The following is an 18,160-nucleotide window of genomic DNA, read 5'->3' on the forward strand; positions in this document are numbered from 1 at the left end:
GATAATTGTTCCTAACTATTTTGCTTTATCTATTACAAAAACTAGAGTGTAAGGGTGTAAGGGTATGGGGTGTAGGAGAAGAAAGATGTATTACTCTACGAGAAGCTGCTACGCGTCTATGGCGTTCTTATTTTAATCCCGCGCTCAGTGCGCGATCTTTCCCTACACCCCTCCTAAATCGATCACAAAGACCGCGATCGCGCATCCATCCTAAATCCATTATCTTTCTAATCGTCAGCAACCGTTGAGTGCAAGTTGGGGATGTTGAGTGGGAATACTAACTCTAGATTAGTAGGAGATAGCAGGTATGGTCAGCATCGTTGAGGTTCAACTCCCCGGTTATAGTATTGGAGAAAAAATTTACTCAGGTAAGCGTACGCTAGTTTATCGGGGTATTCGACAGCTAGACCAAAAACCAGTGGTGATAAAGCTGATGCGTTTGGAATACCCTAGCTTTCACGAACTTCTACAATTTCGTAATCAGTACGTCATTGCTAAAAATCTCGACCTACCTGGTGTGATTGAACCCTACAGCTTAGAAAGCTACCGTAACGGTTACGCTTTAGTCATGGAGGATTTTGGCGGAATTTCTTTAAAAGAATGGGGAATAGAACAGAGAAATACGCAATTCCTCACAAATTTCTTGCAAGTCGCAATTCCCATTGCAGATATTTTGAGTCAACTGCATAGCGATCGCGTTATTCATAAAGATATTAAACCAGCCAACATTTTGATTAATCCCCAGACCAAACAAGTAAAATTAATAGATTTTAGTATCGCCTCTTTGTTACCGCGAGAAGTGCAAGAAATCCAAAGTTTTAATGTTTTAGAAGGAACTCTAGCTTATTTATCTCCTGAACAAACTGGGCGCATGAACCGAGGAGTTGATTATCGCACAGACTTTTACTCGCTGGGTGTGACTTTTTACGAAATACTGACTGGACAATTACCCTTTCAGTCAGATGATGCAATGGAATTAGTTCACGCACACTTGGCAAAACAAGCAAAACCACCTCATCAAATCAATTCTGATGTCCCAGTTGTGATTTCGCAAATTATTACCAAACTCATGGCAAAAAATGCGGAGGAACGCTATCAAAGTGCTTTAGGATTAAAGTATGACTTGGAAACTTGCTTGCACAGCTTCACAGAAACAGGAGAAATTCCAGCTTTTGAAATCGGTAAAAGAGATATTCAAGACCGTTTTCTTATCCCAGAAAAGCTCTATGGTCGAGAGCAAGAAGTTCAAACACTGCTAGATGCTTTTGAACGAGTTGCTAATGGTGCATCAGAATTAATGTTAGTAGCGGGATTTTCAGGAATTGGTAAAACCGCAGTTGTTAATGAAGTTCATAAACCAATAGTTAAACAACGTGGTTATTTTATTAAAGGAAAATTTGATCAATTCAATCGTAATATTCCCTTTTCAGCATTTGTTCAAGCATTCCGCAATTTAATCAGACAGTTATTGACGGCAAGTAATCAAGAAATTCAAGAATGGAAAACTAAGATTCTTGAAGCTTTAGGGGAAAATGGAGAAGTAATTATTGAAGTTATTCCCGAATTAGAGATGATTATTGGGCAACAACCACTAGCGCCAGAATTGTCAGGTAGCGCTGCTCAAAATCGATTTAATTTATTATTGCAAAAATTTATTCAAGTATTTACTACTAAAGAGCATCCCCTCGTAGTATTTTTAGATGATTTACAATGGGCTGATTCTGCTTCATTGAAACTTATAGAGTTACTAATTAGTGATGCGAATAATGGATATTTGTTATTAATTGGGGCATATAGAGATAATGAAGTCACACCAACCCATCCCTTGATGTTAACTTTAGATAAAATTATAGAGATAAATGCAAAAATTAATACAATTACACTAAAAAATCTTAGTTATTTAAAACTGAATCAGTTAGTAGCTGATACATTGGGTTGCATAGAAGAATTAGCATGGTCTCTTTCACAATTAATTTATCAAAAAACTAAAGGAAACCCATTCTTTACTTCTCAATTTTTAAAAGGATTACATCAAGATGGCTTGATTGAGTTTAATTTGTCAGATGGATGTTGGCAATGTGATATTGCACAAATTAATCAGCGATCGCTAACCGATGATGTGGTTGAATTTATGGCATTTAAATTGCAAAATCTGCCTCAATCAACTCAACAATTATTGCAGTTAGCTGCTTGTATTGGTAATCAATTTGATTTAAAAACATTAGCAGTTATTTTTGAACAATCAGACATAGAAACTGCGATGTGTTTATGGAAGGCTTTGCAGGAAGGATTAATTTTACCCCAGAGTAATGTTTATAAATTTTATGTTGGTGATGTAAATCAAGCAGTTAATCAGGAAAATAGTGAGATTGTTGTATATAAATTTTTGCATGATCGTGTTCAACAAGCTGCTTATTCTTTGATTCCTAAATCTCAGAAGCAATGGACTCATTTAAAAATTGGGCAAATTCTGTTAAAAAATACTCCTCAAATTGAAGAAAATGAAAATATTTTTACAATAGTTAACCAGCTAAATATAGGAGTAGATTTAATTACTGAGCAAGTAGAAAAAAATCAGCTAGCCCAACTTAATTTAATTGCAGGTCATAAAGCTAAATCTGCCACAGCTTATGAGGCAGCAGCAAATTATCTAAACACTGCTTTAGGATTACTAGAGTCTGATTGTTGGCAATCTCAGTATGATTTAACTTTAAACTTATATATTGAAATTGCCGAATCGGAATATTTAAATACTAACTTTACCAAAGCCACAGAACTAACTGAGATCGCTTTACAAAACACTAAAAAGCTACTGGATAAAGTCAAGATTTATGAACTACAAATGCAAATTTATATTGCCCAGTTAAAAATGCTGCAAGCAGTAGAACTTGGGCTGCAAGTGTTAGAAAATTTGGACATTAATTTGATAAATTTAACTAATGAGGAAAGCTTAGTAATTGACTTACCAAATTTAGCAGATATAGATAAATTTTTGGTAATGAAAGCCCCAGATAAAATAGCAGCAATGGGGATTTTAAAAATTCTCTGCGCTCCTATTTTTATGGCAAAACCAGAAATTTTTCCCCAAGTGATTATTACAATGGTTAATCTTTGTATTGAACATGGTAATTCAGAATTATCAGCTTTTGCATACTGTTTTTATGGCCTATTACTTTCTGGAATTGGGAAATTAAATGACGGTTATTATGCTGGTAATATCGCTTTAAAACTCTTGGAAAAATTTGATGCTAAAGAATTAAAGGCTAAAATTTATAATTTATATAATTCTAACATTAGAACTTGGAAAGAACATGCAAAAAATAGTATTACACCCTTGCAAGAAGCAGTACAAAGTGGGATAGATACTGGAGATATTGAATGGGGAGGATATTCTGCTGCTAATTTGTGCAGTTATCTATTCTTTTCAGCTAATAATTTAGAGTTTGCTGTTAATCAACAAGCAAAGTATATAGAAATTTGCATGCAAATTAAACAGGAAATTCCGATTCATTTTTCTCAAATATGGCGACAACTAGGTTTAAATTTACAAGGACAATCTTCAGAAAAATATTTATTAGTTGGCGAAAGTTTTAATGAATTGCAAATGCTAACAAATTTTATTACAGCTAAAAGTGGTACAGTGCTGTTTATTTTTTATGTCGCTAAAACAATTCTACTTTACCAGTTTAGAAATTATGCTCAGGCTATAGAACAAGTTAACTTAGCTAATGAACAAGCAGGCTCGGCTTTTGGTTTTATGCAAGTTGTTATTCTTAATTTTTATCATTCATTGGCTTTGTTGGCACATTATTTTCAAGCAAATATCAAAGAAAGACAACAGTATTTAGAACAAGTGAAAACTAACCAAGAAAAAATGAAATTCTGGGCGGAACATGCTCCAATGAATAATCAGCATCGTCATAATTTAGTAGAGGCTGAAAAACTTCGAGTATTAGGGCAATGTTGGCAAGCTGCTGAACTTTATGATCGCGCGATCGCCCAAGCTAAAGATAACGAATATATGCAAGAAGAAGCGATCGCTAATGAACTCGCTGCCAAATTTTACCTGGAATGGGGTAAAGAAAAAGTGGCCGCAGGCTATATGCAGGAAGCCTACTACTGCTATGCTCATTGGGGAGCATCAGCTTTAGCTGATGAGTTAGAAAAACTATATCCCCAATTGTTGCAACCAATTCTGCAACAGCGACAACTTAACCTAAATCCCTTAGAAACCATTGCTAATCTTGGTTTTGCTAGGACTTCTTCATCCACTCGCACTTCTAGCAGTAGCAGCAACAGTATTTCTGATGCTCTCGATTTTACCTCTGTCCTTAAGGCTGCTCAAGCTATTTCTAGTTCCATCGAGTTGGATCAACTCATTACCAGCCTCACCCACATTATTTTAGAAAACTCTGGTGCTAAAAAGACTGTATTAATTTTGCCTCAAGGAGATACCTGGCAAGTACGAGCAATTACTTATATCAATCACGAAGCGAATTTCCAGGGTGAAATAGAAACTATCTTAGACACACAACCGATAGAAACTTGTCGAGACATCCCTAAAGAACTGATTCATTATGTCAAAAATACTCAAGAAACAGTAGTTATTGACAATCTGCAAACTGATATTTCTGGATTGATTGGGGAATATATGCACTTTGTTCAACCTAAGAGTGCGTTATGTATGCCAATTCTCAATCAAGGACATTTAGTGGGTATTCTTTATCTGGAAAATAAATTGACTCAAGGGATATTTACAAGCGATCGCTTAGTTATTTTAAATTTTCTCTGTACCCAAGCTGGCATTTCTTTAGATAATGCTCAACTTTATACAGATTTACGAGCAAGTAAAGCTCTATTGCAAAAGCTTGCTAATAATATCCCTGGAGTTATTTACCAACTCCACCTCACTGCGGATGGTACTGCTTCTATGCCATATGTTAGGTTCTGGTTGCTACAACCTCTATGGAGTAACAGCAGAAGAATTGATGTCTGGAAATCAAACCTTACGTTCTTTAGAACATCCTGAGGATATTACAAAAATTGAGCAGTTGATGTTGGAATCAGCGCAAAATCTCACACTTTTTCAACATGAATGGCGCATTATTACACCAGCAGGCAAATTGAAATGGATTCAAGCTGTATCTCAACCAGAAGCACAAGAAGATGGTTCCTTAGTTTGGGATGGTGTAGTTTTAGATATAACTGAACGCAAACAAGCAGAAGCAATTATACAGCAAAAATCTCAGGAACTAGAACAAGCACTGCAAAACTTACAACAAGCACAATTACAAATTATCCAAAGCGAAAAAATGTCCGCTTTAGGTAATCTTGTTGCGGGTGTCGCTCACGAAATTAATAACCCTGTTGGCTTTATTAATGGCAATATTCAGCCAGCATGTGAAGGCGTTCAAGATTTATTTAATTTGCTTACTCTTTATCAAGATAAATTTCCGAAACCAGGCGAAGAAATTGAGTCAGAAATCGAAAATATTGATTTAGAATATCTGCGAGAAGATTTACCAAAATTAATTTTTTCTATGAAAGAAGGGGTGCAACGCATCCGCGAAATTAGTAATAGCCTGCGTACATTCTCTCGCGCCGATTCTGAATATAAAGTTGCTTTCAACATTCACGAGGGTTTAGATAGCACTATTTTGATTCTCAAACACCGTCTCAAAGCAAATGAAAACCGTCCAACAATTAATATCATTAAAAATTACGGTAATTTACCCCACATTGAGTGTTTCCCAGGACAGTTAAATCAGGTATTTATGAATATATTGGCTAATGCCATCGATGCACTGGAAGAGTCAAATCTTGGACGTAGCTTTGCTGATATTCAAGCTAACCCAAACCTGATCACCATCACTTCTAAACTGAGTGAAGACTGCAAACAAGTAAATATTAGTATCAAAGATAATGGTGTCGGAATGACTGAGGAAGTCAAGCAAAAAATCTTTGACCATCTTTATACTACGAAAACCGTTGGTAAAGGTACTGGTTTAGGGTTAGCGATCGCCCGTCAAATTATTGTGGAAAAACACGGTGGTACTCTCGAAGTGAATTCCGCACTCAACCAAGGAGCAGAGTTTGTCATTACAATACCAAGGTGAAACAATTTTGGATTTTGGATTTTGGATTCATGTCTGAAAAAATTTGCTTTATGTGGATATAGATTATCCCGAGAACAGAATCTACTTTGATCGTTCCCCGATGTCGATCAACAACTATTTGGCGAGCGATCGCCTACAACAAAGTACTAAAATTTCTTACGGTCTGTTGCGGGTACCAGCATTAACTTCGCCCCCCTGCGATCGCTTTTTGATGGTAGTTGGGGCGGGTATAAAAATTTTATCTAACGTATCACACTATCTGATAAAATTGAGTGCAAGATAAGAGTTATCTGTTTGCACTCATGCAGGTAAACTACGAACACTCAAAGCCTGATTTGACAACCTCTGACACAGATCATCACCTGATTGAAATGTGGTTGCATGGTTTGTCTAATGATACACAACGAGGCTACAGGCGTTGCGTAAGTGAGTTTCTCTGTTGGGTAAAAAAACCACTCCATAAAGTCACATTAGCTGACCTTCAAAACTGGCAGGATACCTTTTTTGGTTACGCCCCTGATACACAAAGGTTAAAGATGGCTGCTGTTAGATCACTGTTGAGTTACGGGCATAAAATTGGTATGTTGCCGACGAATGTGAGTATAGGTTTAAGGCAGCCAAAAATTAAGGATACTCTCAACGAACGCATCCTCTCTGAAGAAGAGGTGGCTGCGATGATTTCAGCAGAAAAAAACCCCAGAAATCAGGCTATCTTGCTGTTGCTCTACACCGGTGGCTTGCGGGTGCAAGAATTGTGCGCTTTGCGTTGGAAGGATTTATCTGCAAGAAAGCCTGGTGGACAATTGACTATATTCGGCAAAGGTGGAAAAACTAGAATCGTGCTTCTGCCCGAGCCTGTTTGGAAGAAACTGTGTAAGTTGAAGAACAATGCTGTTGGGTCAGACCCTGTGTTCGTGTCCAGGGAGAAAGATTCGCTTGGCAGAACCCTTGACCAATCCCAAGTTAATCGAATTGTGGCTGCTGCGGCACAAAAAGCGGGTATTGATAAAAAGGTGTCTCCCCATTGGTTGAGACACGCTCACGCAACCCATTCCCTCAACCGAGGTGCGCCACTACATTTGGTACAAAGGCGTTGCATAATAGCGGTATGAATTGAGGTCAATTAATCATGGAATGTCCACGCTGTGGATCTTGTCATAACCGTAAGAATGGAAAGAAAAGAGGTAAACAGAATCACATTTGCTGTGATTGTGGTCGTCAATTCATTGATGTCTATAAACCACCCAGGGGCTACTCGGATGAAATCAAACAAGAATGCCTAAAAATGTACGTCAATGGTATGGGATTTCGTGGAATTGAAAGGGTGAAAAACGTTCATCATACTACCATTATTCATTGGGTTAAACGAGTGGGTACACAATTGGCGGATACACCAAATTCAAAGGAAATTCCGCAGGTGGGAGAACTAGATGAATTAGAAACATTTATTGGTTCAAAAAAAATAAAATCTGGTTGTGGACGGCGGTAAATCACTTTACTCAAGGTATTCTTGCTTGGGTTTTAGGTGATCGTAGTTCGACTACTTTCCAACAGTTATGGAACATTGTCCAGTGTTGGCAGAGTTATTTTTACGTCACAGATGGATACCCTGTTTACCCTTGTTTTGTTCCTGATGGTGACCAAATTGTGAGTAAGACCTACATGACACGAGTCGAAAATGAAAACACAAGGCTTAGACATTATTTGGCTCGTCTTCATCGTAAAACTTTATGTTATTCCAAAACCGAGGAAATGCTGAGATACTCTGTTCGATTGTTATTGCACTACCTCAAATATCGTTCTGTTCCCTTACCTGCCTAAAACATACCTTTATTCAGCAACGCCGGTACAAAATACCCTTGGTCATGCGTCGATCGCAACCACCAGTAGATATCTTCATGCTCGCCCTGATGATTCCAGCGCTTTGTACTTGAACGTGCAAACTCAAACCACTTTTGACGCTACAACTGGTGCAGTTGATACTAGACACAATAAACACCCAAAACAGCCTCAACGAGTGCCAAAGACCCCGTCGAATCTAAAATGCCCTAACTGCAAATCAAAAGAACTTCAAAAAAATGGTTTTCAAGTATTAGCTGATGGGTTAAAGCACCAACGTTTTCGATGCAAAAGCTGTGATTACGTATTTACCCCGCTTTTATCAATTCCTAACTCAAATTGAGCCACTCCCCCGTTTTGAAAACGGGGGATTCAGGCATCAAACAGAGATTGCAGTCTGAGACTGTCTAACATCTCCTACTCCTAGAGTCGAACTCCCGACTCTTTTAATATTAAGACTGGCGTTTTCATCTCTATCATTTTCAGATTGACATGAAGGACAACGCCAGCGTCTAATCGACAAATCCAATTTTTCTAAAATGTGTCCACAGCTAGAACAAGTTTTTGTGGATGGATACCATTGATCTACAAACACTACTTGTTTATGCTTCTTCTTAGCAATCCATTCTAGAATTTGCAGAAATTCACGCCTCGCCAAGTCTGATATTTTCCTACCCCAAAGACGTTGCATTCCTTTAAGATTTAAGGTTTCAAAACAAAGCACATCAAAATTATCTGTTAATTTATGAGCGAGTTTCCAAAACCAATCACGTCTACGATGAGAAATATCCTCATATTTGCGAACTAGATTTTTTCTAAATCGCTCTCTGTTTGATGAACCTTTGAGTTTTTTAGAATGCTGTCGGCTAGCTTTCCTAATGGCATTTAATGATTGTTTTAAAAATTGGGGAGACTCAATTTTTGTTCCGTCCGAGCAAGTGAGGAATGTTTTTAATCCAAAATCAAATCCCGCTATTCTACCAGTCGCAAACTTGATTTTTGAATTAGAACAATCATCAACAACTATAATCATAAATAGCTCGCCTAAAGGAGTGCGTTTTATGGTTAAGGTTTTGACTGTTCCCTCTATCTCTCTCGACTTCCAAAATTGATAAACTTTGTTCCCAATCTTGACTCGATTTCCACCTAAAAACTTGTATCCAGATTGTTTAAGAGTGAATGATTTGTATTTCTTAACTTTTTTAAATCCTGGCGGTCTAACTCCTTTTTTGTTGTGTTTAAAAAATAATTGGTAGGCTTTCTCAATGCGTTGACAAATATCTTGTACTGATTGAGAACCTACTGTTTGCCAAAATGGATTACATTTCCGCAGTTTGGCAATATGAGATTGAAGTTTTGCACAGCTTAAGTGTTTGCCCCACATTCGATAGTAGCGTTTGTGTAGGGCAATACAATGATTGTAGATTATCCCACTCGCGTTAATCATGCGCTTGAGGAATCTATTTCTTTTGTGCTGATACAGTTTAAACTTCAGGGTTTTCATGTGATTATGATATCATCAGTGGTGTAGATAATCAATACTCATCTACATGAAAACTGTTTATAATCATTACAATCATGCTGTTGGATTAGCTACTGTCCATTTAATCTGGATACCATGCAGACGCGCTCGTGTATTCGCTAATAACGAAAACTTAAAACTTCGATGCATTGAAGTATTCCAGTCTGTTGCTAATGACAAGAAGTGGATTATCAAAGCATTAGAAGTTGCGCCGGATCATATACATCTACTAGTTGAATATGATCCGCACCACTCAATATCTCAAATAGTTAAAGCTTTTAAAGGAAGGTCATCAAGACTACTAAGAAAAGAATTTCCAGAATTATTGAGATTACCTAGCTTATGGACACATTCTTATATGTTTGACACGACTGGAAAGATTAGTACTCAGAAGGTTTTAGAGTATATTAATGACCCCCTTCACGGATGAATAAATTCATCATGTTCGCTTATATCCGCCCTTTAGAAAAAGGCGGCTTTACGCATCACGATTCGTAAAAGTCTATTGCTCATGCTTAAGCTCTTAAGGCTATTTTGTCTTTGAGGCGATCACAAATGCGGTAAGATTTGGGCGATTGCATCAACCTATTGACTACGATCTCACCATTAACAATTCTACTAACTTCTCGGTAATTGGAAAATCTGTCTGTCTTTCAAAATGGAGAAACATCGGACTAGGATTGGCTTCTAAAAAAACATACTCACCCGCAGGATTTTGTCGCCAATCGATCGCCGTCCATTTTAGATACAATGCTTTGGCGATGTCTTTACACAGCTGCTGAATTTGTTTTGGCAATTCCACCGGAATTAATTCCGCTTCTATGTCTGTGCGAAAGTCTAAATCATCACTGCGAATCTCGGCCGCATAAACAGAGTCACCAATTACATAACTGCGAACGTTAGTTCCAGGAATATACTCTTGTAAGGTAACAGGAGCAATACTCAAAGCTATATTTAGTCGCTTCGGTTCTAACACAGATGCGGTTAAAGTTTGAGTATGAGCGCCACCGTATACAGGTTTGAAAATGGCTTTTTCGTAGGATTTAGCAAACCTGATCACTTCTTGTGGATCGTTGGTGATCAAAGTTTGGGGAATTTTGACACCTAAAAGATGAATTTGGCGAAGTTGTAGAGGTTTTTCTTTATGAAATTGATACGCTTCCCAAGAGTTCACCCAACGTGCTGGACATGCCTTAAATAATGTTCGCAGCACACTCATAGAATCATTGAAGGCGATGTTTTGTTGATGGGAATCTTCTAGAGAAGGAATACCAACGCTACCCAAGCTACGCCAATAAACACTGTGAATATCTTGAAAATCTAATTGATATTCTGGAGATAACTTGAGAGAACCGAAAACAGAATTAGGTTCCCAAGATATTTTTAGTTGACTGGGGAACATCCGAGTATCTAAATAATCTACAGTCGCTCCCGCCTGTGTCAAAACATTCTTCATATGCACAGCATGAGCATCTGAAGAATTGCCTAAAATTAAAATATTCATAGTCGTATTTAAATTGTTCTAGTTCGTAGTGAGCGTTTCAACGCTCACTAAATCATGTACACTTTTTTAAAAACCCCCCTCTTCACCAAATGCTTGAGTAGTAACCGTATCACCTCCTTCCTCACCAATAGCCTGGGAAGTGAATAATCCAGAATCAGCGATTTTCTTTACTTCCCGATTATTGACATCAAGTTCGGCTAATTGCTTACGATATTATGCTTGTTTGGGGGTAATGGGTAATTGGTTTTTCCCATTACCCATTACCTATTACCAGCCTACGCGACAGCATAAGTATTCAAGCGAACATAATATGACATGTTGAACATGCACAATCATGTTTTCCAATTTATGGAGTTCGAGTTGAAACGGGTGAACGTAATAATGCATAAGTATGATCCGAAATCAAGTATTACTTATTGAAGATACAAAGAAGAATGTCTTGATTTCTGAACAATTATAGAGGACTCTGAAGCAAATTGGCGATCGCTCAAATTATTATGATTTTGTAGACCCCCTGAGAATTTCTTCCCCTCCACAAAAACCTCAATCCTTACATAATCAGAGCAAAGCCAGTGGTTGAAATTAGACCAATCCAGCAACATGAGATCGAACAAGCCAAGCAAATCGTTGTGGGAGTTAGCCTAGAAATTTGGCAAGGTGTACTAACTGAAGCAGATTTTTTGCGCTTTGATTCAATGTCCGATATCGAGAATGTGCAGTCACATTATTTCGACAACTGCGGTATATTCTTAGTCTTGGTCGATGGTGAACAAGTTGTAGGCACAGGGGCAATTCGACGACTTGATGATGAAATTTGTGAACTCAAGCGAATGTGGTTTCTCAAAGACTATCGAGGACAGGGGTTTGGCTGGAAAATGGCTCAAATGCTCTTCGATTTTGCCCAGCAAGCAGGGTATCGGAAAGTGAGACTCGATCTAGCTGACGAAAAGCGACAACCACAAGCACTCAAACTTTATAGAAAACTTGGTTTCTACTCAATTGAACGGTATAACGATAGTTCATGTACTGTGTTTATGGAGAAGGTTGTTTGACTACTCCCTCAAATAGCCAAAAGTAAAAGGTAAAAGGTAAAAGTAATGGGAAGGTTTTTTTACTTTTACCTTTTACCTTTGTGTTTTTCCTAGCATTGGATACAAGTCGTAAATGATACCATAATTTTTTGATAATCATCAACCGTCAAAAATGTCGAAAAACCACCGTATTATCTTCATTAGTCGCTTATATACAACCTTTTGTAACCCAATCTAAACTAGATTCTAATTCCGTACTTAAGCTACAACCTTTACAAGCAAGCGTGACCGTAAGATTAATGATACTTATCGGTATCATTGAAGCAAAAGATATTGAATACCAATTTAAAAATTGATTTTCTAAGTCGGATCGATAATCGGACAGATGGTATTTTCAGGTATTTCAGAAACCGATTCCCAGCCTGAAAGTAGCCCTTCTAACTCCAACTTCAACACTTGTAGCTGTTCGATTTGGTGTGCGATCGCTGCAATTTTATCATTTAGTTTTGCTTTAATGTGGTCGCAGGGTAAGTCCCCTTGGTCATGCACATCCAGCAACTCTTTAATCTCTAACAAGCTCAATCCCAGGTTCTGAGCGCGCTTAATAAAGCTTAAGCGGGCAAAAACAGTTGAGTTAAATAATCGAAATCCGCCCTCAGTCCGATCCGAAGCCTTGAGTAAGCCCAGTTCTTCGTAGTAACGAATTGTTTTGATAGGAATGCCACTTTCTTTAGCAACTAAACCAATTTGCTTGAGTGTTTCTTGGGTTAACATAATTAACTCCTACTTAGTTGGTTGAGTATCTGCTACAGTCTCATCATCCTTTGAAGATTGAACTTGCCCTTGCCCTGCTTCGACTTTAACTTCGCCCCGAAACATATTCATGCCGCAGGTAAAAGTGTAAGTCCCTGGTTGCTTGGGAGTAAACTCAATCGGAGTAACTTGGTTAAGGGGTAGCTGTTGGGCAATATAGAAGTCAGGAAACCGGACTTCTTCAAGGCAACTACTGGGATCTTGACGGTAGAAGTTGAGCCGGACTCTTTGACCTGAATTAACTACAACTTGGCTTGGTTCATATCCACCATCAACGGTAATTGTTACTTCCTGGACTCCCTGCTTTAATTGTGCTTTTTGCGATTTTGGCTTACTCAGCAAAAACCACCATAACTCCAGTCCGATCAATCCTAATCCACCAGCACTAACAGCTGCTTTTGCCCACAATGGTTGTTCGATGCGACGGAACTGACTTGTTTGTTTTGCTTGAGATGATTGCATCTGTTCGTGGGACATTTGTGCAACTGCTTTGTGAGAAGCAATTCCAAACACCAATCCCAAACTGGCAACACTGCCAATGATTGCTGTTTTGTTCATTATTTAAACACCTCCGTTAGCGAATGCAACTATAGGGCAAGCTATACTAATGCGCCCCAAATAGCTCCAAGTAAAAATCCAAATCCTGCCAAGGTTGCAAAAAATGTTACTTTCCTAAGCATTGTTATTACTCCTTGTGATTTATTCAACCAATTGTTTTAGGTTGAAAGTTACGCAAACGCAGGGCATTCGTCACTACCGATACAGAACTAAACGCCATTGCTGCACCTGCAATAATTGGACTAAGCAACCAACCGAAGAAGGGAAAAAGAATTCCGGCTGCGATTGGAATCCCAGCGACGTTATAGATAAAGGCGAAAAAGAGATTCTGACGAATGTTGCGAATCGTGGCACGACTCAGTTGAATGGCAGTGACAATACCTTGTAAATCTCCAGAGATCAGGGTAATATCACTAGCTGCGATCGCTACATCTGTTCCTGTGCCAATTGCGATCCCAACGTCGGCTTGAGCTAGTGCTGGTGCATCATTAATACCATCCCCGACCATTGCCACTATTTTGCCTTCCGACTGAATTTGTTCGACAGTCTCGGCTTTTTGATCCGGGCGAACTTCCGCCAAGACTCGCTTAATGCCCACTTCCCGGGCAATGACTTCGGCAGTGCGGCGATTGTCCCCGGTCAACATCACTACTTCCAATCCCATTTTCTGCAATGCCCGAATCGCGTTTACAGAAGATGGTTTCACCGCATCAGCAATGCCCATAATCCCTTGGACTGTGCTATTTACAGCAATCCAGATCACCGTCTTACCTAGATACTCCAAGCGATCCCAATGTTCCTGCAATGCACTTGTATCAATGCCTAACTCATTCATCCAACGGTGAGTGCCAATTTGTACCCATTGATTTGACACGTACCCTTGCACACCACTACCAGCGATCGCTTCAAACTCCTGTGCATCTGTTAATTCTACACCTTGAGATTGAGCATACTGCACAACTGCTTCTGCCAAAGGATGTTCTGAATTGCGTTCGACGGATGCTGCAAGGCGCAGAAGATTTAGCTCATTGTTATTGGCTGTACCGCTAACGGTTATAAAATCGGTGACAGTCGGCTTACCTTGCGTAATTGTACCCGTTTTGTCGAGAACAACAGTCTTGAGCTTGTGCGCGAGTTCCAGACTTTCTGCCCCTTTGATCAGGATGCCATTTTCTGCACCCTTACCTGTCCCTACCATAATGGAGGTTGGAGTTGCCAAGCCAAGGGCACAGGGACATGCAATGATTAGGACTCCGACTGTTGTAATCAGTGCCATCGTCACATTGCCCATGATGTTATACCAGATGATAAAAGTAGCGATCGCAATGGCAATTACGGCAGGCACAAACCATCCAGTAACTTGGTCGGCTAGCTTTTGAATTGGTGCTTTCGACCCTTGGGCTTGCTGTACTAACTTGACAATCTGCGCTAAAAATGTATCTTTACCGACTCGCGTGGCTCGGAATTTGAAACTACCAGTTTTGTTGATTGTGGCTCCAATCACTTCGTCACCTGGGTGTTTCTTCACAGGTACACTTTCACCCGTGACCATTGCCTCATCAATAGTCGAGGAGCCATCAATAATCTCGCCATCCACAGGAATCTTTTCACCCGGACGCACTAAAACAATATCACCTTCAATTACTTGGGCAATAGGAATGTCAACCTCTTTGCGATCGCGAATCACACGAGCGGTTTTAGCTTGCAAGCCTACAAGCTTACGAATTGCTTGGGAGGTTTGTCCTTTGGCACGATTTTCCAGCAGTCGTCCCAGCAAAATTAGAGTAATGATGACTACAGCTGCTTCGTAGTACACATCAGCTGGTAATCCCTGGTTAGTGAAGAACCCAGGCAAGAAGGTGGGGAAGAGGGAATAGAGATAAGCGGCACCTGTACCAATTGCCACCAAAGTATCCATTGTTGCCGCGTGACGTTTGAGAGCTTTCCAGGCATTGATAAAGAAAGATGCACCACACCAAAACAGCACAGGTGTTGCCAGCACAAGCTGTAACCAAGGATTATGCAACCACATGGGAATCAAAGGAATGGACAACCCCGTCATCATCGGTAGCGAACTAATGACTAGAATGGCGCTGATTATGCCGCCAACCCAAACTTTTCTAACTAAGGCTCGATTTTCGGCTTGACGTGCTTGCTGTTCTGCATCATCCGTGGTAAGTAAATCATCGTCTTGTATAGGTTGAGCAGAGTATCCTACCGCATCTACCGCATCGCAAATTGCTTTTGGGTTAGTTTTTCTCTTGTCATAGGTGACAGTGGCTTGCTCTGCCCCAAAGTTAACGCTACACTCATTCACACCATCAACGGAGCGAATCGTATCTTCAATTGTTTTAGCGCAAGAGGCACAACTCATACCCCGCAGTTTCAGATTCGTGTTTTCCATTGTCAAACCTCCTAACGATGTCCTGAACTGCTTTTTCAAGATTTTAGTTGCCAGTAACCGTATAACCTGCGGCTGTAATTGCTTCTGTGATGGCAACTTCTGCTGCTTGAGTTTCGATATAGACAAGCTTAGTTTTGGTATCAGCCTGAACGATGGCAGTTGGATCAACGGTTTTCACCGCTTTTGTGATGCTTTCGACACAGGCAGAACAAGCCATATTAGGAACTTTAAGGGGAAGTTTCATTTTACGCACTCTATTTAATCAACTAATCTCATTGTGAAATCTCTACCTTGCTGGAGAGTCAAGGGGTTAGTGAGAAAAAATTTATCTTGCCTATGGATGAAGCGAAATAGATGCCAATACTGGGATAATATAGGTATTAGAAGCAGCTGTAGGTAAATTGGAACTTATTTTGGAAATATTCTGTCTCCAAAATTGAGCCATTGAGTTAGTCAAATTTATGGAAACTAAGGGCGATTCTGAACAGAGAAGTATTCAAAATTCTGGATCGGTTCTCAAGCTGCGTCGGCTGGTAGGCTCAGCAGTAGTTGTGGTTTCTGTAGGAATAGCTAGTTATGCAGCTGGTTTTGCTATTGCTAAGCAGGAAATTAACTCCAAAGCAAGCATTCAACAGGTAAAATTACAAGCCAAGTTATGCCGCAAATTCAATCGCGGTGAGGTGGAAGCACAAGATGCTGCTGCTGGTGGTAAGATATCTGGCGTGCATGATATTTTGGCAGATTTGCAAACAGTACAAGTTGAGCTAGCTAAGAAAAGACTTGTGTTTGTGGAAGAACAACCAACAATTGTGAAGTTGAAGTCTCAAGAAGCAGCTTTAAAATCTTTATTAAAGCAACGTATAGATGGTATTTGTAACGTTGTGAATTAATAATTAATTGATATTAAGCGTTTTCTTTGCAAATAATACATTCAGAAACCGCACCAGGCAAAAGAACTGCGGTTTTTGACGATTTCTTACCAAATTCGGAAAAAGGTGGAGGGGTAAGATTTCCAGGAATTTAAAAAACCTGTAGGCTGTTGAGGATGAGGGCGTTCATCTTGCGTAAAGTTCCACTACTAAATAGTTAAGTAAGTTGGGACTTTGCGATCGCATTGATATTGAGTGCCATCCTCTTTACCCCATATCCACTATTTTAACGATTTATACGATGAATTCGATAGTTTCTGTTTCCAACGCTGACAATTATGACCAGCCTCAAAGTAAGCGCCTGCTATCCATAGATGTGTGGCGCGGACTTGTCATGGTGCTAATGGCCTTAGACCATGTGCGATCATTTTTTACCAATGTCCGGTTTAATCCCTTAGATATCACCCAGACTACCATCCCTTTGTTTTTCACTAGATGGGCGACTCATTTATGCGCGCCCTCTTTTGTTTTTCTAGCAGGTATCGCCACCTATCTTTCTCTCCAGCGTTATAAAAACAAACGAGAACTTTCTCGCTTTCTGTTCACGCGCGGATTATGGTTGGTGTTTCTGGAGTTAACAGTAATTAGCCTTGCATGGACTTTCAACCCGACCTTTTTGGGGGCGGGTGTACTGTGGGTCATTGGTTGGTCTATGGTAGTCTTAGCAGTGCTGATTCATCTTCCAACTAGAGCGATCGCTACATTCGGAATCCTGCTCATAGTCGGACACAATTTGTTTGATAATTTACATGTTGACCAGTTAGGACGATGGGGTTGGTTGTGGGCGGTGCTTCACGAACAACAAATGTTCACACCCTTTCCTGGAATCACCTTTTTCATCGTCTATCCCCTCATTCCTTGGATAGGAGTGATGGCGGTAGGTTATGCTTTTGGAAGAGTATTTAATTTGGCAAAATCTCAGCGCAGCCAGTTGCTTCAACGTTTAGGGTTAAGTCTAATTGTAAGCTTCATTATCCTCCGAGCAATTAATGTTTATGGCGACCCTAAACCTTGGTCATTTCAGTCTAGCTTTTCTCGCACCCTGCTATCATTTATCAACTGCCATAAATATCCACCTTCATTGCTCTTTTTATTGATAACCCTTGGTATAGCAATCCTAATATTTCATTTGTTTGAAAACCATAGATTTAGAATTCTTAAACCCCTTGCACTCTTCGGTCGAGTTCCTCTATTTTTCTACATTATCCACCTTTGGCTAATCCACATTGCTGCTGTCCTACTTGCCTTCCCTAGTTACGGTTGGAAAGCAATTATTCAGCCCTACATCATATCTCGTCTAATGCCACCAGACTATGGGTATAATTTACCAAAGATTTATATTCTCTGGATCATCGTGCTTGTTATCTTGTATCCCATTTGTAATTGGTTTGCCAACTATAAAGCAAAACATCAAAATTGGTGGTTAAATTACTTGTAATGCTGT

General features: G+C 39.5%; 16 protein-coding genes. 10 read left to right on the forward strand and 6 right to left on the reverse strand.

Going from position 1 to position 18,160, the window contains the following annotated elements; genetic code table 11:
- Nucleotides 1–307 precede the first annotated feature (307 nt).
- The 6 genes from RS893_RS23420 to RS893_RS30565 all read left to right on the forward strand — a co-directional run bounded on the left by RS893_RS23420 (nt 308) and on the right by RS893_RS30565 (nt 8,298).
- The gene (locus RS893_RS23420; RefSeq protein ID WP_315788083.1) at nt 308–5,029 is read left to right on the forward strand and encodes an AAA family ATPase; all 4,722 of its coding nucleotides are present in this window, start codon (nt 308–310) and stop codon (nt 5,027–5,029) included.
- Entirely contained in the window at nt 4,989–6,116 is a 1,128-nt protein-coding gene (locus tag RS893_RS23425) for a sensor histidine kinase (RefSeq protein ID WP_315788084.1), read from the forward strand. The genes RS893_RS23420 and RS893_RS23425 overlap by 41 nt, the downstream gene beginning before the upstream one ends.
- 100 nt (nt 6,117–6,216) lie before the next feature.
- Entirely contained in the window at nt 6,217–6,399 is a 183-nt protein-coding gene (locus tag RS893_RS23430; protein WP_315788085.1) for a hypothetical protein, read from the forward strand.
- Nucleotides 6,389–7,228, forward strand: a complete 840-nt coding sequence (locus RS893_RS23435) for a tyrosine-type recombinase/integrase (RefSeq protein ID WP_315788086.1) — start codon at nt 6,389–6,391, stop codon at nt 7,226–7,228. Before RS893_RS23430 ends, RS893_RS23435 begins: the two co-directional genes overlap by 11 nt.
- A 17-nt stretch (nt 7,229–7,245) precedes the next feature.
- A protein-coding gene (locus RS893_RS23440; protein WP_315784082.1) for an IS1 family transposase occupies nt 7,246–7,937 on the forward strand; the annotation gives its coding sequence in 2 pieces (ribosomal slippage) (nt 7,246–7,570 and nt 7,570–7,937; 693 coding nt in all).
- A gap of 196 nt (nt 7,938–8,133) precedes the next feature.
- The gene (locus RS893_RS30565; RefSeq protein ID WP_425475845.1) at nt 8,134–8,298 is read left to right on the forward strand and encodes a transposase; all 165 of its coding nucleotides are present in this window, start codon (nt 8,134–8,136) and stop codon (nt 8,296–8,298) included.
- Between the two features lie 36 nt (nt 8,299–8,334).
- On the opposite strand, the gene RS893_RS23445 is transcribed toward RS893_RS30565, so the two are convergent.
- A complete protein-coding gene (locus RS893_RS23445) occupies nt 8,335–9,459 on the reverse strand; it encodes a transposase (protein ID WP_315787367.1) in 1,125 nt (374 codons plus the stop codon).
- A 46-nt stretch (nt 9,460–9,505) separates the two neighbouring features.
- On the opposite strand from RS893_RS23445, the gene tnpA reads away from it, so the two are divergent.
- The gene (gene tnpA / locus RS893_RS23450) at nt 9,506–9,907 is read left to right on the forward strand and encodes an IS200/IS605 family transposase (protein WP_315787365.1); all 402 of its coding nucleotides are present in this window, start codon (nt 9,506–9,508) and stop codon (nt 9,905–9,907) included.
- 162 nt (nt 9,908–10,069) lie between these two features.
- Here the strand turns inward: tnpA and RS893_RS23455 are convergent, their stop codons facing one another.
- Nucleotides 10,070–10,981: an MvdC/MvdD family ATP grasp protein gene (locus tag RS893_RS23455; RefSeq protein WP_315788087.1), complete on the reverse strand. Its 912-nt coding sequence runs from the start codon at nt 10,979–10,981 to the stop codon at nt 10,070–10,072.
- Between the two features lie 572 nt (nt 10,982–11,553).
- Here RS893_RS23455 and RS893_RS23460 point away from each other — a divergent pair.
- Nucleotides 11,554–12,033, forward strand: coding sequence for a GNAT family N-acetyltransferase (locus RS893_RS23460; RefSeq protein WP_315788088.1), 480 nt, complete (start codon nt 11,554–11,556; stop codon nt 12,031–12,033).
- A 339-nt stretch (nt 12,034–12,372) separates the two neighbouring features.
- Here the strand turns inward: RS893_RS23460 and RS893_RS23465 are convergent, their stop codons facing one another.
- From RS893_RS23465 to RS893_RS23480, 4 genes are all read right to left on the reverse strand, one after another.
- On the reverse strand, nt 12,373–12,786 hold the full coding sequence (locus RS893_RS23465) for a heavy metal-responsive transcriptional regulator (protein WP_315788089.1): 414 nt from the start codon (nt 12,784–12,786) through the stop codon (nt 12,373–12,375).
- A gap of 9 nt (nt 12,787–12,795) precedes the next feature.
- Nucleotides 12,796–13,383 carry a cupredoxin domain-containing protein gene (locus tag RS893_RS23470; protein WP_315788090.1) on the reverse strand — a complete coding sequence of 196 codons (588 nt, stop codon included), beginning with the start codon at nt 13,381–13,383 and terminating at the stop codon, nt 12,796–12,798.
- Nucleotides 13,384–13,528: 145 nt separating this feature from the next.
- The gene (locus tag RS893_RS23475; protein ID WP_315788091.1) at nt 13,529–15,787 is read right to left on the reverse strand and encodes a heavy metal translocating P-type ATPase; all 2,259 of its coding nucleotides are present in this window, start codon (nt 15,785–15,787) and stop codon (nt 13,529–13,531) included.
- Nucleotides 15,788–15,830: 43 nt separating this feature from the next.
- Entirely contained in the window at nt 15,831–16,031 is a 201-nt protein-coding gene (locus tag RS893_RS23480) for a heavy-metal-associated domain-containing protein (RefSeq protein WP_315788092.1), read from the reverse strand.
- Between the two features lie 217 nt (nt 16,032–16,248).
- On the opposite strand from RS893_RS23480, the gene RS893_RS23485 reads away from it, so the two are divergent.
- Nucleotides 16,249–16,677 carry a hypothetical protein gene (locus tag RS893_RS23485; RefSeq protein ID WP_315788093.1) on the forward strand — a complete coding sequence of 143 codons (429 nt, stop codon included), beginning with the start codon at nt 16,249–16,251 and terminating at the stop codon, nt 16,675–16,677.
- Between the two features lie 280 nt (nt 16,678–16,957).
- Nucleotides 16,958–18,154 (forward strand): DUF1624 domain-containing protein, encoded by a 1,197-nt coding sequence (locus RS893_RS23490; protein WP_315788094.1) that lies wholly within the window; start codon nt 16,958–16,960, stop codon nt 18,152–18,154.
- Nucleotides 18,155–18,160 lie beyond the last annotated feature (6 nt).

The organism is Fischerella sp. JS2 (genome assembly GCF_032393985.1).
In the GTDB taxonomy this organism is placed as follows: Bacteria; Cyanobacteriota; Cyanobacteriia; order Cyanobacteriales; family Nostocaceae; genus Fischerella.

Coding starts and splice junctions, on each gene's coding strand:
- RS893_RS23420 (WP_315788083.1), top strand. CDS start 308: ATGGTCAGCATCGTTGAGGTTCAACTCCCCGGTTATAGTATTGGAGAA.
- RS893_RS23425 (WP_315788084.1), top strand. CDS start 4,989: ATGTCTGGAAATCAAACCTTACGTTCTTTAGAACATCCTGAGGATATT.
- RS893_RS23430 (WP_315788085.1), top strand. CDS start 6,217: ATGTCGATCAACAACTATTTGGCGAGCGATCGCCTACAACAAAGTACT.
- RS893_RS23445 (WP_315787367.1), bottom strand. CDS start 9,459: ATGAAAACCCTGAAGTTTAAACTGTATCAGCACAAAAGAAATAGATTC.
- tnpA (WP_315787365.1), top strand. CDS start 9,506: ATGAAAACTGTTTATAATCATTACAATCATGCTGTTGGATTAGCTACT.
- RS893_RS23455 (WP_315788087.1), bottom strand. CDS start 10,981: ATGAATATTTTAATTTTAGGCAATTCTTCAGATGCTCATGCTGTGCAT.
- RS893_RS23465 (WP_315788089.1), bottom strand. CDS start 12,786: ATGTTAACCCAAGAAACACTCAAGCAAATTGGTTTAGTTGCTAAAGAA.
- RS893_RS23470 (WP_315788090.1), bottom strand. CDS start 13,383: ATGAACAAAACAGCAATCATTGGCAGTGTTGCCAGTTTGGGATTGGTG.
- RS893_RS23475 (WP_315788091.1), bottom strand. CDS start 15,787: ATGGAAAACACGAATCTGAAACTGCGGGGTATGAGTTGTGCCTCTTGC.
- RS893_RS23480 (WP_315788092.1), bottom strand. CDS start 16,031: ATGAAACTTCCCCTTAAAGTTCCTAATATGGCTTGTTCTGCCTGTGTC.
- RS893_RS23485 (WP_315788093.1), top strand. CDS start 16,249: ATGGAAACTAAGGGCGATTCTGAACAGAGAAGTATTCAAAATTCTGGA.
- RS893_RS23490 (WP_315788094.1), top strand. CDS start 16,958: ATGAATTCGATAGTTTCTGTTTCCAACGCTGACAATTATGACCAGCCT.